This is a genomic window from Paraburkholderia sediminicola (assembly GCF_046026895.1).
GTDB lineage: Bacteria > Pseudomonadota > Gammaproteobacteria > Burkholderiales > Burkholderiaceae > Paraburkholderia > Paraburkholderia sediminicola_C.
On the sequence record NZ_JAQQEU010000003.1, the window covers coordinates 65,999 to 81,862 of the forward strand.

Annotated in this window: 11 protein-coding genes; 6 read left to right on the forward strand and 5 right to left on the reverse strand. The window is 64.5% G+C overall.

Features of this window, described 5'->3' with window-relative positions:
• Positions 1-22 precede the first annotated feature (22 nt).
• Positions 23-3,109, forward strand: coding sequence for a transglycosylase domain-containing protein (locus tag PQR02_RS03275; protein WP_408225396.1), 3,087 nt, complete (start codon positions 23-25; stop codon positions 3,107-3,109).
• 57 nt (positions 3,110-3,166) lie between these two features.
• Here the strand turns inward: PQR02_RS03275 and PQR02_RS03280 are convergent, their stop codons facing one another.
• From PQR02_RS03280 to PQR02_RS03300, 5 genes are all read right to left on the reverse strand, one after another.
• Complete coding sequence (locus PQR02_RS03280) at positions 3,167-4,396, reverse strand: ROK family transcriptional regulator (protein ID WP_408225399.1); 1,230 nt, start codon at positions 4,394-4,396, stop codon at positions 3,167-3,169.
• A 31-nt stretch (positions 4,397-4,427) separates the two neighbouring features.
• Entirely contained in the window at positions 4,428-5,225 is a 798-nt protein-coding gene (locus PQR02_RS03285) for an ATP-binding cassette domain-containing protein (RefSeq protein WP_408225402.1), read from the reverse strand.
• Positions 5,226-5,411: 186 nt separating this feature from the next.
• The gene (locus tag PQR02_RS03290; RefSeq protein ID WP_408225405.1) at positions 5,412-6,398 is read right to left on the reverse strand and encodes an ABC transporter permease; all 987 of its coding nucleotides are present in this window, start codon (positions 6,396-6,398) and stop codon (positions 5,412-5,414) included.
• Between the two features lie 89 nt (positions 6,399-6,487).
• Positions 6,488-7,492 (reverse strand): sugar ABC transporter substrate-binding protein, encoded by a 1,005-nt coding sequence (locus tag PQR02_RS03295; RefSeq protein WP_408225408.1) that lies wholly within the window; start codon positions 7,490-7,492, stop codon positions 6,488-6,490.
• A 556-nt stretch (positions 7,493-8,048) separates the two neighbouring features.
• Positions 8,049-9,083: a LacI family DNA-binding transcriptional regulator gene (locus tag PQR02_RS03300; protein WP_408225411.1), complete on the reverse strand. Its 1,035-nt coding sequence runs from the start codon at positions 9,081-9,083 to the stop codon at positions 8,049-8,051.
• 193 nt (positions 9,084-9,276) lie between these two features.
• Between PQR02_RS03300 and PQR02_RS03305 the strand changes: the two genes are divergently transcribed.
• The 5 genes from PQR02_RS03305 to PQR02_RS03325 all read left to right on the forward strand — a co-directional run bounded on the left by PQR02_RS03305 (position 9,277) and on the right by PQR02_RS03325 (position 15,696).
• Positions 9,277-10,431, forward strand: coding sequence for an ABC transporter ATP-binding protein (locus PQR02_RS03305; protein ID WP_408225414.1), 1,155 nt, complete (start codon positions 9,277-9,279; stop codon positions 10,429-10,431).
• 21 nt (positions 10,432-10,452) lie between these two features.
• Complete coding sequence (locus tag PQR02_RS03310; RefSeq protein ID WP_408225417.1) at positions 10,453-12,438, forward strand: beta-galactosidase; 1,986 nt, start codon at positions 10,453-10,455, stop codon at positions 12,436-12,438.
• A gap of 73 nt (positions 12,439-12,511) precedes the next feature.
• A complete protein-coding gene (locus tag PQR02_RS03315) occupies positions 12,512-13,768 on the forward strand; it encodes an ABC transporter substrate-binding protein (RefSeq protein WP_408225420.1) in 1,257 nt (418 codons plus the stop codon).
• An 81-nt stretch (positions 13,769-13,849) separates the two neighbouring features.
• A complete protein-coding gene (locus tag PQR02_RS03320) occupies positions 13,850-14,833 on the forward strand; it encodes a carbohydrate ABC transporter permease (protein ID WP_408225423.1) in 984 nt (327 codons plus the stop codon).
• 11 nt (positions 14,834-14,844) lie between these two features.
• Complete coding sequence (locus PQR02_RS03325; RefSeq protein ID WP_408225426.1) at positions 14,845-15,696, forward strand: carbohydrate ABC transporter permease; 852 nt, start codon at positions 14,845-14,847, stop codon at positions 15,694-15,696.
• The last annotated feature ends 168 nt before the right edge of the window (positions 15,697-15,864 follow it).

Consider the following 15,864-nt stretch of genomic DNA (forward strand, 5'->3'; position numbering starts at 1 on the left):
GCAACGCTCGGGGAGAGCCGCCATGAATAGGCCACTGCTTCGGTTTCCGCTTCGCGCGACCAGCACAACACCTGTCCGGAGGTGGCTCAAATGGGGGCTGGCGGCGGCATTGCTGATCGCGCTGGCGCTGGCGGCGCGCTTCGTCCAGGTCGAAATCGAAACATCACGGCTGCAGGCGCGCTACCTGTCCGAGCTGACCCGCGACGTGGGCTTTTCCGTCGACAGCGGTCCCAGTCATTCGATCCGTTTTCCCCAAGCCGACAAAGGCCCTTACGACAGCCGCCTCGGCTACGCATTGCTGCCTTCAATCCAGCAGCGTTTGCTGCAACGCGGCTTTGAAATCAGCTCACAGGCGCGCGATTCCGAGCGGATGTTGTCATTAGCCGATAACGGACTTTTTCTGCCTTACGGGGAAAAAGACACCGCCGGCCTGCAACTTTTCGACGGTACCGGCGCGCCGCTATTCAGCGCGCAGTATCCGGGCCGCGTGTATGACAGCTTCGACGCGATTCCGCCGCTGGTCGTGAACTCGCTGCTGTTCATCGAAGACCGCTATCTGCTCGATCCGAGCCAGCCGAACCGCAACCCGGCGATCGACTGGGGCCGCTTCAGCCGCGCTCTCGCCGACCAGGGCGCGCGCATCTTCAATCATCATCAGGCGACGCCAGGCGGCAGCACGCTCGCCACGCAGATCGAAAAATTCCGCCACTCCGCCGGCGGCCGCACGGCGACGCCGCCGGAGAAATTGCGGCAGATCGCCTCCGCTTCGGTGCGCGCGTATCTGAACGGGCCGCAGACGTTGAGCGCGCGTGAGCAGATCGTCGTGCGCTATCTGAACTCGGTGCCGCTCGCCGCGCAACCGGGGATCGGCGAGATCAACGGGATCGGCGACGGTCTCGCCGCATGGTACGGCCGCGATTTCGGCGACATCAACCGCGTGCTGAGAGCGCCCACGACCGAGCAGAACCTGGACGAGCAGGGCAAGGCGTTCCGCGAAGTGCTGTCGCTGATGATCGCGCAACGCGCGCCGTCGTATTTCCTGCATCACGGCTATGCCGAACTCGAACGGCTGACCGACAGTTATCTGCGGTTGCTGGCGGCCGGCGGCGTCGTTTCGATTCCGCTACGCGACGCGGCGCTGGCCGCGCATGTCGAACTGCAACGCGCGCCCGTCAGAACGCCGAGTACCGATTCGTTCGTGTCGCGCAAGGCCGTCACGTCGATGCGCTCGCATCTGCTGGCCGCGCTCGGCATTCCAAGTTTCTATGAACTCGACCGACTCGATCTGCAGGCCAAGGGCACGCTCAACAACGCGGTGCAGCAGGCCGTCAGCGAAAGGCTCGCCGCCGCCGGGACGCGCGACGGCGCGAAAGCCGCGGGCCTCGTCGGTTTCGAAATGCTGCGCCCTTCGGACGATCCGTCGAGAATCGCATATAGCTTCACGCTGTTCGAACGGCGCGACGGCGCGAACCTCGTGCGTGTGCAAACGGACAGCGTCAACCAGCCGTTCGACATCAATTCCGGCGCGCGCCTGAATCTCGGTTCGACTGCGAAACTGCGTACCGTGGTCACGTATTTGCAGATCGTGTCCGTTCTGCACCAGCGTTATGCATCGCTGAGCATAGCGGAGCTGAAAGCCGTGAAGCCCGACCCGAACGATCACTTGACGCACTGGGCGATCGACTATCTCTCGCACACCTCGGACCGCTCGCTGCAAGCGATGCTCGACGCGGCGGTGGAACGCAAATACTCGGCGAGCCCCGGCGAGACGTTCTACACGGGCGGCGGCGCGCAGACCTTCAACAATTTCGAGTCCGACGACAACAGCCGCATCCTGACCGTTCATCGCGCATTCCAGCATTCGGTGAATCTGGTGTTCGTGCGGTTGATGCGCGACATCGTCTACTACGAGATGGTGCAAACGACCGGACCATCGGCGCAATGGCTGGGCGATCCGGCGGTCCGCAAAATGTATCTGACGCGCTTCGCCGATCAGGAAAGCCGCGTGTACATGAAACGCTTCTACACGAAGTATCACGGCAAGGCGCCCGATCAGGCCTTGGCGCTCCTGCTGCTCGGCGTGCGCAAGTCGCCGCCCAAAGTGGCAACCGTGTTGCGCAGCGTCGCGCCGGACGAGTCGAATGCGTGGTTCAACGAGAAGATGCGCGCGGCGTTGAAGAACACGCCGGCCGCGTCGATGCTCGACGATGAAGACCTCGCGAACCTGTACGCCAAATATGCAATCGACCGCTTCAACCTGAACGACCGCGGCTACATCGCGAGCGTGCATCCGCTCGAACTGTGGACGCTCAACTATCTGCGCGCGCATCCGGCCACCACGCTCGACCAGATTCAGAACGCGAGCCGCGACGTGCGTCTGTCGACGTATTCGTGGCTCTTCAAGACGCGCTATCACGCGACGCAGGATCGCCGCATCAAACGCATGGTCGAATTGCGCGCGTACGACGCGATCGGCAAATCGTGGCAGGCGCTCGGCTATCCGTTCGCGACGCTCACGCCTTCGTATGCGGCGGCGATCGGCGCATCGGGCGACCGGCCCGCCGCGCTTGCGCAACTGATCGGCGTGATTGCCAACGGCGGCAACAAGGTGCCGACCGAAAGCCTCACGCAACTCGACTTCGCGAAGGACACGCCGTACGAAACGCACTTCCAGCGTGCGACGATCGCGCCGCAGCAGCAGTTGTCGCCGGAAATCGCGGGCGTGGTGAGAACGCTGCTGCGCGATGTCGTGACGGGCGGCACGGCGAGGCGGCTCGCGCAAGGCATGACGTTCCCGGACGGCCAGACGCTCGCGGTGTATGGCAAGACGGGCACCGGCGACCAGCGCTTCAATGTGTTCGCCAAAGGCGCCCGGCTGATCGAGTCGCGCAAGGTGAATCGCAGCGCCACCTTCGTATTCGCGATGGGCGATCGTTTCTACGGCACATTGACCGCGTGGGTGCATGAACCGTATGCGGCGCGCTACGAGTTCACGAGCGCGCTGTCGGTGCAGTTGCTGAAGTCGTTGGCGCCGGCCTTGCAGCCGCTGCTGGATAGTCCGGCTTCGAAGGCGAAGAAGGCGTCGGTCACGAAGGTCTCCGCGCAGTGAGCGCTTGAGCGGCGAGGTGCAACAAAACAGCGCGGACAATAGCTGCCCCGGCCGCGCTCAATACGGCGAGTCCGCTGCCGCCGGCTTCAGAAACAGCTCATGCACCGGCGCGAAATGCGCATAGAGCGGCAGAATTGCGCCGCCCATCGCGCGCGCATCGGCGCCGATCGCGCCTTCCAGCAATTGCGGACGCACCATCCCCTCCCATTCGAAGCGATCGAGCACGCGCTCGGTGCGTCGAATGATTTCGCGCAGCAGTTGCCGGTCGAGTTCGCCGTCGATCACGATCGCTTCGAGATCGAGCAACGCGGCCGCGTTGGTCAGTGCGTTGGCGATCGCGGGACACGCGCTATCGAGCCATTGCTCCGTAAGCCGCCACAACTCCGGCGACAGCGCGCGATGATCGTGCGCGGCGGCGGCCGGCGCGCCCGCATCGCTGAAGAGCTTTTCGAGCACGAAGCCCGATGCCGCGTGCAGCAGTTGCCGCGCGGGTTTGCGCGCGCTGCCGTCGCGCAGCGGAATCGAGCCGACGGCGCCCGCGTTGTCGTGCGGTCCGCCATGCAAGCGGCCGTCGATCACGAGGCCTCCGCCGATGAACGTGCCGACGAACAGATACAGGAAGTTGTGAATGCCGCGGCCCTGGCCCATTACGAGTTCGGCGGCGCAGGCGGCCGTGGTGTCCTTGGCGAACTCCACGGGCAGACCCGTCATCGTCGCGATGCGGGTGCGCAAGTCGATCTCGTGCCACGCTTCGAGCGCGTCGGGCGGCGCGCCGAGAAAGTCGCGCCAGCCGCCGAGCCATAGCGGCGCCGCGACGCCCACGCCGACCACCTTGCCGGCCCTCGCGCCGAGCGTCTGATTCACGCGCGCCAGCTTGGTTTCGAGCGCGGGGAACAGCGTGTGCGGATCGGGATACGCATACTCGAACACATCGCGGCACACCACACGGCCGGAGAAGTCCATCGCCAGCACGTCGAGACTGCGGCGTCCCACCTTGATGCCGATGGTGTACGCGCCGTCCGCGTGCAACGCGATCGGCACCGACGGCTGGCCGATCCTGCCGCGCACGCGCGCCTGCTTTTCGAGCAGGCCGTCGTCGATCAGGCGGTCGACGATCATCGACACCGTCTGCATCGACAGACGCGTGAGGCGGCCCACGTCGGCCTTCGGCAGCGGCCCGTGCAAGCGGATCGCCTGCAGCACGATGCGCTCGTTGAATTGCCGCATGCCGACCTGATTCGAGCCGACCGTGCGTTTGAGAGGGGAGCGGGCGCCGGTGGTGTCCATGGTCGCGTGCCCGCTCAGCAGGAAGCCCGCGTCATGCAATCGCCTTGACGTCAGCTTCCTTCGCGCCGGTCATGATCGCGACCGCTTCCGACATGTGCACGTCGCTCCTGTTGACGAGCGCCGCGCGCCGTCCGAGCCGTTGAATATGAATGCGGTCGGCAATCTCGAACACGTGCGGCATGTTATGGCTGATGAGGATCACCGGCAGCCCGCGATCGCGCACGCGCCGGATCAGTTCGAGCACCATGTTGCCTTCCTTCACACCGAGCGCGGCGGTGGGTTCGTCGAGAATCACCACGTGCCGGGCGAAGGCCGCGCTGCGCGCCACCGCGACGCCCTGCCGCTGGCCGCCCGAGAGCGTTTCGACCGCCTGGCGCATCGAGCGGATGCCGATCTGCAGGTCCTTCATATGCGCGGTCGCTTCTTCGAGCATGCGGCGCTTGTCGATCATCTTGAAGAGCGAGCCGCGCCAGCCGGGCTTGAGCAGTTCGCGGGCGAGGAACAGATTTTCGGCGATGCTCATTGCCGGCGCGACCGCGAGTTCCTGGTACACGGTCTCGATGCCTTGCGCGCGCGCATCCAGCGGACTGCGGAACTTGACCGGCTTGCCGTCGAGCAGGATCTCGCCTTCGTCCGGCACGGTCGCGCCGGACAGCGCCTTGATCAACGACGATTTGCCCGCGCCGTTGTCGCCGATCACTGCCATGATTTCTCCGGGCAGTACTTCGAAATCGCAACCGTCGAGGGCGGTCACGTTGCCATAGCGTTTGATGAGTCCACGGGCCTGCAGAACAGGCATCGTGGCGGAAGCGGTATTGAGTGTCGACATGACGGGCTCCGGTGTCGGCCAGAGTTAGTGCTTCAGCACTTACTCTGGCCCCATGCAAGACTATTGCGGTCGGCCAGACTTAGTGCTTCAGCACTTACTCTGGCCCCATGCAAGACTATTGCGGTCGGCCAGAGTTAGTGCTTTGGCACTGACACTGGCCCCATGCAAGATAATTGCTGTGAATGCTCAACCGCGACGATGGGAGAGTTTGTCCGCGGCTACCGCGAGAATCACCAGCATGCCGGTGATCAATACCTGGTAGACCGAAGAAACGCCGATCAGCGTCAAGCCGTTGCGGAACACGCCGACGATCAACGCGCCGAGCAGCGTGCCGACAATCGAGCCGCGTCCGCCGAACAGGCTCGTGCCGCCGAGCACGACCGCGGTAATGCTGTCGAGATTCTCGGTTTGACCCGCCTGCGGATCGCCCACCCCGGTGCGCGACACCGACAGCAGCGCGGCAATGCCATAGATCGCGCCGGCCAGCGAGTACACGGTGAGCAGGATCTTCTGCGACGACAGGCCCATCAATCGCGCGGCCTCGGCGTTGTTGCCGAGCGCGTACAGATGCCGGCCGGGCACCGTGTCGCGCAGCACGAACCAGGTGGCCAGATACATCAGCAAGGTCAGGACCGTGCCGTAGGTGACATCTGCGGGCCCGAGCTTGAACGTGTTGCCGAAGAACATGATCGCGTCCGGCAGGTTCGACACGCTCTCCGCATTCGAGTAGATCTGCGTGAGCGCGAACGCGATATTCAGCGTGCCCAGTGTGACGATGAACGCGGGCAGTTTGATCCGCGTGATCAGCACGCCGTTGAGCGCGCCAAACAGCGTGCTGGCGGCGATCCCGCACAGAATCGCGAGGATCGGCGGCACGCCTAGCGTGACCGCGAACTTGGTCATGATGATCGAGCCGAACGCCATCACCATCCCGCACGACAGGTCGATGCCGCCGGTCAGCACGATCAGCGTCTGGCCGATCGCGATGACCGCGACCACCATGGTCTGCTGCAGGATCAGCGAGAGGTTCTGGAACGACAGGAAGCGGCTGCTCTGCGAGATGAAGAAGCCGCACGCCAGCACCAGCGCGATCAGCGGCCCGACCTCGGCGAGCGACGGCAAACGGTCGGTGAAGGAGCGTGCATGGCCGGCGGGCGCGGAAGGTGTCGACATGATGGAAGTCCTCGTTACATGAGCGTGGCGGCGAGGCCACGCGGCAAATCAGATGGCGGCCCGTTGCGGCGGGCCGCTAGCAGTGCGCGTTACTTGTTGCCCCAGCAGTTGTCGAGGCCGTACTTCGTGTCCTTGCTGTCGATGCCGGACATCGGCTTGTCGGTGATCAGCGTCACGCCCGTGTCCTGATACCCGGAGACCTTCTTGCCGGTCTTCGCGTATTCGACGCCGGCGCTGACGCCGAGCGAGGCCATCTTCAGCGGATACTGCTGTGAGGTCGCGGCGATCGCGCCGGCCTTCACGTTGCGCACACCTTCGCAGCCGCCGTCGATCGACACGATCATCACGCTCTTGTCCTTGCCAGCCGCCTTCAGCGCGCGGTACGCGCCCGCCGCGGCCGGTTCGTTGATCGTGTAGACCACGTTGATGTCGGGCGACTTCTGCAGGCAGTTTTCCATCGCCGTCTGGCCCTTCGCCTGATCGCCGCGGGTGTCCTGGCTGCAGACCACCGACGGGTCGCCTTCCTTCACGCCGAAGCCTTCGAGGAAGCCGTTGTGACGCAGCACGCCGACCGACACGCCGGGCGCGAGGTCGAGCGTGGCGATCTTCGCGGGCTTGCCGTTCAGCGCGGCCTTCGCGTATTTGCCGATCAGCACGCCGGCTTTGAAGTTGTCGGTGGCGAAGAGGGCGTCGGTGGCGTCCTGCGGGTCGGTCGGCGTATCGAGCGCGACGACCATCACGCCGGCGGCGCGGGCTTTCCTGATGCTCGGCACGATTGCCTTGGTGTCGCTCGGCGTGATCAGAATCGCTTTCGCGCCTGCCGTCATCATGTTTTCGATCGCGGTGACCTGACTCGCGTTGTCGCCGTCGAACTTGCCGGCGGCGGTGATCAGCTTCGCGCCGTCTTTTGACGCGGCCGCCTCGGCGCCCTGTTTCATCTTCACGAAGAACGGGTTGGTGTCGGTCTTGGTGATGAGGCCGACGACCGGCTGATCGGCCGCCTGGCTCGCGCTCGCGCACCACACCGCCGATGCCGCGACGCACATCGACACGATTTTCCTGGCGACAGGATGCCTGTGGGAATTCAGATTCATGGGGATGCTCCTCCGGTTGTTCGCAACGACGTGGTGGTGGACTGCATGGCGCTTGCGGCGCGAACGCTGCGCGCTCGCAAGCTGGTTTCCGAGTGCTCCCGAAGCGACGGCGGCTAGCACCGCGGTTTTTCGCAACGGGCCGGTTAAATCACTTTGGTTGATTTAGTACAGCAGGTGGGGCGACCTGCGTCAAGGCAGCGTTTTGGACGGAAGTTGATGCGCGCACCCTGTGAAAAGGCCGCGAGCCTTACGTGGCGAGACTTGGGCGGGGTGGTGCGATGCAAGATGGAAGAGCCGGGGTTGGGGAAAGTCCTGGCTCGTATGGAAGGCTTTTGAAGGCTGAGCGATGCGGTTTCAACTGCGAATGACGTGCGTCGAGAGGGTATTCAGCGAATCCTGAAGTGCGGGGCTCACGCAGGCGGTGGCGGCAAAAAAGCATCTCTACCGTGTACGGATGTCGAGCGCTGGGAACTCAGCGGATTGCCGCAGGTTCTTGTGGGCTGGAGGGCTGTAGAAATCAGCTGCGCCCGAACGCTTCGTTACGTGCACGCCGCTGCTACGGCCGCGCACGCGGCACGCCGGTCGAAGCCCGCACGACGAGTTGGGGCGGCGACGAAATCCGCATCGGCACGCTGGCCGCGCCGCGACCCGCGTGGCCATACGACGACTCGATCAGCTCGCGCAAAAGCGACACCGCGAGTCCCGCGGCTTCGACCGTCGGCACCGCCACCGTCGTCAAGGCGGGCCGCGAATCGCGCGCTAGCTGAATGTCGGTGATACCGATCACCGAGAGGTCGCGAGGCACGTTCAGACCGAGATCGGCGGCTGCGTGCATCGCGCCGAGCGCAGGCAGGTCGTTGGTCGCGAAGATCGCGGTGAGCTTCGGATCGGCTTCGAGGAGCGCGCGCGCCGCGACGTAGCCGCCGTGGATCGTATCGGCTGCGTGCCGGACGCGGTTCTTCGGCACGCCCGCCGCGCGCAGCGCATCGACGAAACCTTCGTAGCGCGCCGCGTGAATGCCCGAAGCCTTGCTGCCGACAATCGCGCCGATCCGCCGATGCCCGAGTTCCAGCAGATGCGCGCCGGCCAACTCGCCCGCGCGGCGAAAATCGACGGCGACGCACGGCAGTCCCGGCGGCTCGTGCGGCCGCTCCCACATGCACAGCACCACCGGTGTGCCGCGCGCTTCGGTCGTGTGAAGGTCGGCGAAGTCGAGGTTCGCGTTCGTCACGAGCACGCCCTCCGAAAGCGTCCCGGCGATCTGGTCGAGATACGCGCGGCCGGTCAGCGGGTCTTCGTTCGTATTGCAGATGATCACGAAGTGGCCGCTCGTGCGCGCCGCGCGTTCGACGGCAAGCGCGAACTCCGGATAGAACGGATTGGCGATGCTCGACACCATCAGCGCCAAGGTCGGCGCGCGGCCCTCGGCGAGCGCGCGCGCGGCAAGATGCGGGCGATAGCCGAGCGCCTCGACGGCATCGAGCACGCGCTGCCGGGTCGTCGCGCCGACGCGGCCGCGATTGCGCAGCACGTTGGATACCGTCGCGGGGGTGACGCCCGCGTGACGCGCGACTTCGCTGAGTGTGGGCATGATGTTTTCAGTATTTGGGAGGGCTGCCCGACATTTGCGTCGCCGTCCAAGGCGCGGCACCATCTGTCGCACAGACAAACGACATCGGAGACAGGCAGGGCCCAACGATCGCTCATGCGATCGCTTTTTTCGGCCTTGCTGATTAAGCGCTTAATCTCCGGCTTCGAGCTGATTAAATCACGGAGTCGATGCAATGGCGAGCATTTCGTTAAGGGGCGTGCAGAAAGCGTATGGCGATGGCGCGCCGGTGATCCGCGACGTCGATCTGGAGATCGCGGAGAACGAGTTCTGCGTGTTTCTCGGGCCGTCCGGTTGCGGCAAGTCCACCTTGCTGCGCATGATCGCCGGCCTCGAAGACGTAAGCGACGGCGACCTGTTGATCGGCGGCCGCCTCGTCAACGACGTGCCCGCCGCGCAGCGCGGCGTGGCGATGGTGTTCCAGAGCTACGCGCTGTTTCCGCATATGACCGTGTTCGAGAACATGGCCTTCGGCCTGAAGCTCGCTAAAACCCCCAAGGACGAAATCGACCGCAAGGTGCGTGAAGCCGCGCGCATCCTGCAACTGGAGGCGCTGCTGGAGCGCCGCCCGAAGGCGTTGTCGGGCGGGCAGCGGCAGCGCGTCGCGATTGGCCGGGCGATCGTGCGCGAGCCGGGCGTGTTCCTGTTCGACGAACCGCTGTCCAATCTCGACGCCACGTTGCGCGGGCAGACCCGTGTGGAGATCGCGCGGCTGCACAGGCGGTTCGCCAAAGCGAGCGTGGTCTATGTGACGCACGACCAGATCGAGGCGATGACGCTCGCCGACAAGATCGTGCTGCTGCATGCGGGCAAGGACACTGAACGCTACGGCAGCATCGCGCAGATCGGCGCGCCGCTGGAGTTGTACCACCGCCCGAGGAGCCGATTCGTCGCCGGGTTCATCGGCTCGCCGCGGATGAATTTTATGCCGGGGAAAGTGGCGTCGATCGATGCACAAGGCGTGCTCGTCACGCTCGATCACACCGCCGAAAACGTGCGCGTACCGGTGAGCGGCGAGGGTCTGCAAGCCGCGCAGCCGGTCACGCTCGGCGTGCGTCCCGAACACCTTGAGTTCGTCGACGCCTCGTCCGACCAGCCCGAGGACGGCGTGCTCGTGCGCACCGTGTCGCTCGTCGAACAGCTCGGCGAACACAGCTATGTTCACCTCGATCAGCCCGGCGGCGCCGTGCTGATCGCCAAAGCGCCGGGCGATACGCGCCTCGCGCCCGGGGATCGCGCGAGCCTGCGCGTGCCCCGTCCCGCTTGCCATCTGTTTACCGAAGACGGCTTTGCCGCCGCTTCGCTCGAATCCGTCGAACACTACGCGTAAAGAAGATCAGGAGACGTTGGGATGCGCCTTGGAGTCTGCTATTACCCGGAACATTGGCCTGAGTCGATGTGGGAAGACGACGCTCGCCGGATGAAAGCACTCGGCATCGAACAGGTGCGAATCGCCGAATTCGCGTGGAGCCGCATCGAGCCCGCGCCTGGCGAATACGACTGGGGCTGGCTCGATCGCGCGATCGATGTGCTGGGCGCAGCCGGCCTGAAGGTCGTCATGTGCACGCCGACCGCGACGCCGCCCAAGTGGCTGATCGACCGTCATCCGGACATCCTGCCGATCGGCGCGGATGGACGCCCGCGCGCGTTCGGCTCGCGGCGGCATTACGACTTCTCGTCGCCGTCGTATTTCGAGGCGTCGCAACGCATCTGCACGGCGGTCGCCGAGCGCTACGGCCGGCATCCGGCGGTCGCATACTGGCAGACCGATAACGAATTCGGCTGCCATCACACGGTGCTCAGCTATTCGCCGGCGGCAGTGGCGCGCTTTCGCGAGTGGCTGAAGGCGCGCTATCGCACCATCGACGCATTGAACGACGCGTGGGGCACGGTGTTCTGGAGCATGGAGTACCGCAGCTTCGACGAGATCGACGCGCCGGTGGCGACCGTGACCGAAGCGCATCCTTCGCACCGTCTCGACTACCGGCGTTTCGCGTCCGACGAAGTGGCGCGCTACAACCGCATGCAGGTCGAGATCATTCGCGCGCATTCGCCGGGGCGGCCGGTTGCGCACAACTTCATGCAGCTGTTCACCGAGTTCGATCACTACAAGGTCGCGGCCGACCTCGATGTCGCGAGCTGGGACAGCTATCCGCTCGGCGCGCTCGAAGAGCAATGGTTCGCGCCGGACGTGAAGGCGCGCTGGCTGCGCAGCGGCCATCCCGACTTTGCGTCGTTCAATCACGATGTCTACCGTGGCATGTCGAAGCTGCCGTTCTGGGTGATGGAGCAGCAGCCCGGTCCGGTGAACTGGGCAATGTGGAATCCGGCGCCGCTGCCCGGCATGGTGCGCCTCTGGAGCTGGGAGGCGTTCGCGCACGGCGCGGGCTGCGTGTCGTACTTCCGCTGGCGGCAGGCGCCGTTCGCGCAGGAGCAGATGCATGCGGGGCTGAACACGCCCGACAACCGGCTCGATGTCGGCGGCAATGAGGCGGCCCAGGTGGCCGACGAGATTCGCACGGTGCTCGCGTCGAATGGCGACGCGAACGCTGCGATCCGTTCGAAGGTCGCGCTCGTCTACGACTACGAGGCGAAGTGGCTGTTCGAGATTCATCCCCAAGGGGCGGACTTTCACTATCCGCGTTTCGCGTTCGAGTACTACTCGGCGCTGCGCGCGCTCGGACTCGATGTCGATGTCGTGCCGGTGGACGCGCCGCTGGACGGCTACAGTCTGGTCGTCGTGCCGCCGTTGCCGGTCGTACCGGACGATTTCGCGGTGCGCCTCGCGCGCTCGGGTGCGCAGGTCGTGCTCGGTCCGCGCACCGGTTCGAAGACCCGCGACGTGCGCATTCCGACCAATCTGCCGCCCGGTGCGTTGGCCTCGGTGCTGCCGGCGCGCATCTGGCGCGTCGAATCGATGCGGCCGAACGTGACCGAAGGCGTGCGTCTCGCGGACAGCCAGCAGGCGAGCGTTGCCGACGGCCTCGCGCGTCATTGGCGCGATTTCATTGACAGCGATGCGGCGGCCTCGCTCGACGTGCGCGCGCGTTTCGCGGACGGCCACCCCGCGTATGTGCGCAGCGGCGCGTTCCATTACTTCGCGAGCCTGTTCGACGACGCGCTCACGGTGCGGCTATTCGAGCGGATCGCACGAGAGGCCGGCGTCACGACCCTGCAGTTGAGCGACAGCGTGCGCATCAGCCGGCGCGGCGCGCTGACCTACGCGTTCAACTACGGCGACGACACCCATACGCTCACCGATGTCGCCGACGATGCATTCGTGATAGGTTCACGCGCACTCGCACCACAGGGCGTGGCCGTGTACCGGTCGCGCTGACGCGCAGGCTCGCAGAGGATTCCACGCAGTAACGACAACGACGCAAAATCAAGGCATAAAGGAGACGGGCAACATGCAACTGAAACCACGCAAGATTCTGTTGGCATTCGCACTGGCTGCGGCGGCTGTGGGGACCTCGGCCGTGAGCACGGCGTCGCAGGCCGGCACGCTCGCGATCAACATTGCGTACAAGGGGGCAAACCAGCGCGCGGTCTGGCAGTCGGTGGTCGATGAGTTCAAGAAGGCGCATCCCGGGGTCGACGTGAAGGTGTCGTTCGTGGACGAGGAAGCGTACAAGGTGCAGTTGCCCGGCTGGCTCTCCACCGTCGCGCCGGATGTGGTCAACTGGCACGACGGCGAACGCATGGCGTATTACGCGCAGCGCGGCCTGTTCGAAGACCTGAGCGGCGACTGGGCGAAGAACGGCTGGAACGACATGTATGCGTCCACCAAGGAAGCGTCGTCGTATAAGGGCAAACAGTATGCCGCGCCGACCGTGTACTACTCGTGGGGCATGTTCTATCGCAAGGATCTGTTCGAGAAGGCCGGCATCAAGGGCGAGCCAAAAACGTGGGATGAGTTTCTCGACGCCGCCAGGAAGCTGAAGACAGCCGGCATTACGCCGATCGCCGTCGCGGGGCGTGATGCGTGGACGCTCGCCGGCTGGTTCGACTATCTCGATCTGCGGCTGAACGGCAACGCGTTCCATCAGAAGCTGATGGCGGGCGAGATTCCGTACACCGACCCGCGCGTGAAGAAGGTCTACACGACGTGGAAGCAATTGCTCGATGCCGGTTATTTCATCGACAACTCGCTGTCGTACGATCTGGACGCGGTGCAGCCGTTCCTGTTCCAGGGCAAGGCCGCGATGATGCTGATGGGCACGTTCATCACCGCTGGCTTTCCGCCCAACGTGAAACCGCAAATGGGCTACTTCCAGTTCCCGGTGATCGACTCGAAGGTGCCGACCGCGGAAGACGGGCCAGTCGAATCGCTGCACATTCCGTCGAAGGCGAAGAACAAGGCGGATGCGCATGCGTTCCTCGCGTTCGTCGAAACGCCCGAGATCGGCGCGCAGCTCGCGGCCGGGCTCGGCTCGCTGTCGGCGAACAGCAAGTCGCCCGAACCGGAAGAGCCGATCTCGAAGATCGGCTTCCAGATTCTGGCGAACACGAAGGGCGGCATCGCGCAGTTCTACGATCGCGATATGACCAAGGAAATGGCTGACGAAGGGATGAAGGGGATGCAGCAGTTCGTCTCCGATCCCACCAAGCTCGACGACGTGCTCGCGCAACTCGAGCAGACCCGTAAGCGCATCTACAAGAAGTGAGCGGTGGCGGCCGGGAGGCCGCTAGCCGTCGGATTGGATCGGCAACTATCTTGTATGGGGCCAGCGTAAGGCGCTAGGAGAATGATCGTGTCGCATTCCGTCAGCCGTCAAACTGTCGGCGGTCCTGTAGAACCTGGCGGCCCTGGCCTGCCCGCATCGGGCGGCGCGCTGCGCGGCGGGCCGCCGGCCGCGCAGCGCCGGCGCCCTCCCACGCCGACCGCGCGGCGGCAGCGGCGCGCGGCGTTCCTGTTTCTCGCGCCGGCCTGTGTGATGGTCGCGATCTACGTCGTGTGGCCGATCCTGTCGACCATCCGGCTGAGCTTTTTCAACTGGGACGGCATGACCGAGCCGTCGTTCATCGGTCTCGCGAATTACATCGAGCTGTTTCACACGCCGACCTTCTACACGGCGCTCAGGAACAACCTGATCTGGCTGGTGCTGGTCCTGCTCGCTCCGCCGATGGGGCTCGCGGTCGCGCTGTATCTGAACCAGGCGGTGGCGGGTATCCGCATCGTCAAGTCGCTGTTCTTCGCGCCGTTCGTGCTGTCGGGCGTGGTGGTCGGCCTGATCTTCTCGTGGTTCTACGACCCCACCTTCGGCCTGCTCGCGCTGATTCTCGGCCACGGCGTGCCGGTGCTCGGCGACCCGCGCTACGCGACGCTCGGGATCGTGTTCGCGGCGCTCTGGCCGCAAACCGCGTACTGCATGATCCTGTACCTCACCGGGTTGACGGCGCTGAACGGCGAGCAGATCGAGGCCGCGCGCATGGAAGGCGCGCACGGCTGGTCGATGTTGTGGCATGTGATCCTGCCGCAACTGCGCCCGACCACGTTCATGGCGATCGTCGTCACCATCATCGGCGCATTGCGCAGTTTCGATCTGATCTCGGTGATGACCGGCGGCGGCCCGTTCGAAAGTTCGACCGTGCTCGCGTACTACATGTACGACCAGGCGATCAAGTATTACCGCATCGGCTATTCGGCGGCGGTGGCGGTCGTGCTGTTCGGCATCATGCTGGTGTACATCGTTTATCACTTGCGGCGCATGCTGCGCACCGAGCAATAGAGGAACCGATCATGTTTCCGATTCCGATCGACAAATGGAAGCCGGCCGCGCGCCGCACGTACAAACTGACCTTGCCCATCGCGCTGCTGATCTGGCTGCTGCCGATGATCGCGGTGCTCGTCACGTCGGTGCGCTCGACGGAGGAACTGAGCGAGGGCAATTACTGGGGATGGCCGAAGCACTTCGCGATGTTCGACAACTATCGCGAGGCGTTGACCACGTCGCCGATGCTGCATTACTTCTGGAATAGCGTGCTGATCACGGTGCCTGCCGTGGTGGCTTCGATCGCTCTGGCGGCGATGGCCGGATTCGCGCTGGCGATCTACCGGTTTCGCGGCAATTCGACGTTGTTCGCGACGTTCGTCGCGGGAAATTTCGTGCCGGTGCAGGTGTTGATGATTCCGGTGCGTGATCTGTCGTTGCAACTCGGGTTGTTCAACACGGTAAGCGCGCTGATTCTGTTTCATGTGTCGTTTCAGACGGGTTTTTGTGCGCTGTTCTTGCGCAACTTCATCAAGCAGTTGCCGTTCGAACTGGTCGAGGCAGCGCGGATCGAAGGCGCGAACGAGTGGACGGTGTTCTTCAGGATCGTGCTGCCGTTGATTCGTCCGGCGCTCGCGGCGTTGGCCATTCTCGTGTTTACGTTCGTGTGGAACGACTATTTCTGGGCGCTCTGTCTGACGCAAGGCGACGATGCCGCGCCGATCACGGTGGGCGTCGCCGCGTTGAAAGGGCAGTGGACGACCGCGTGGAATCTCGTTTCGGCGGGGTCGATTCTGGCCGCGCTGCCCTCGGTTGCGATGTTCTTTGCAATGCAGAAGCATTTTGTCGCGGGCTTGACGTTTGGGGCGACGAAGGGGTGAGAGTGTAGGCGTTACTGGGTGCTTTGTTGTCTGTTGCCAGTTGCCAGTTGCCAGTTGCCAGTTGCCAGTTACCAGTTACCAGTTACCAGTTGCCAGGAGAAGGGTTGCCCGCGAAAGCGGGCTTTTTTCGATGCTCCTTTCTTCTGACTCATCGAACCCGACGAGGCG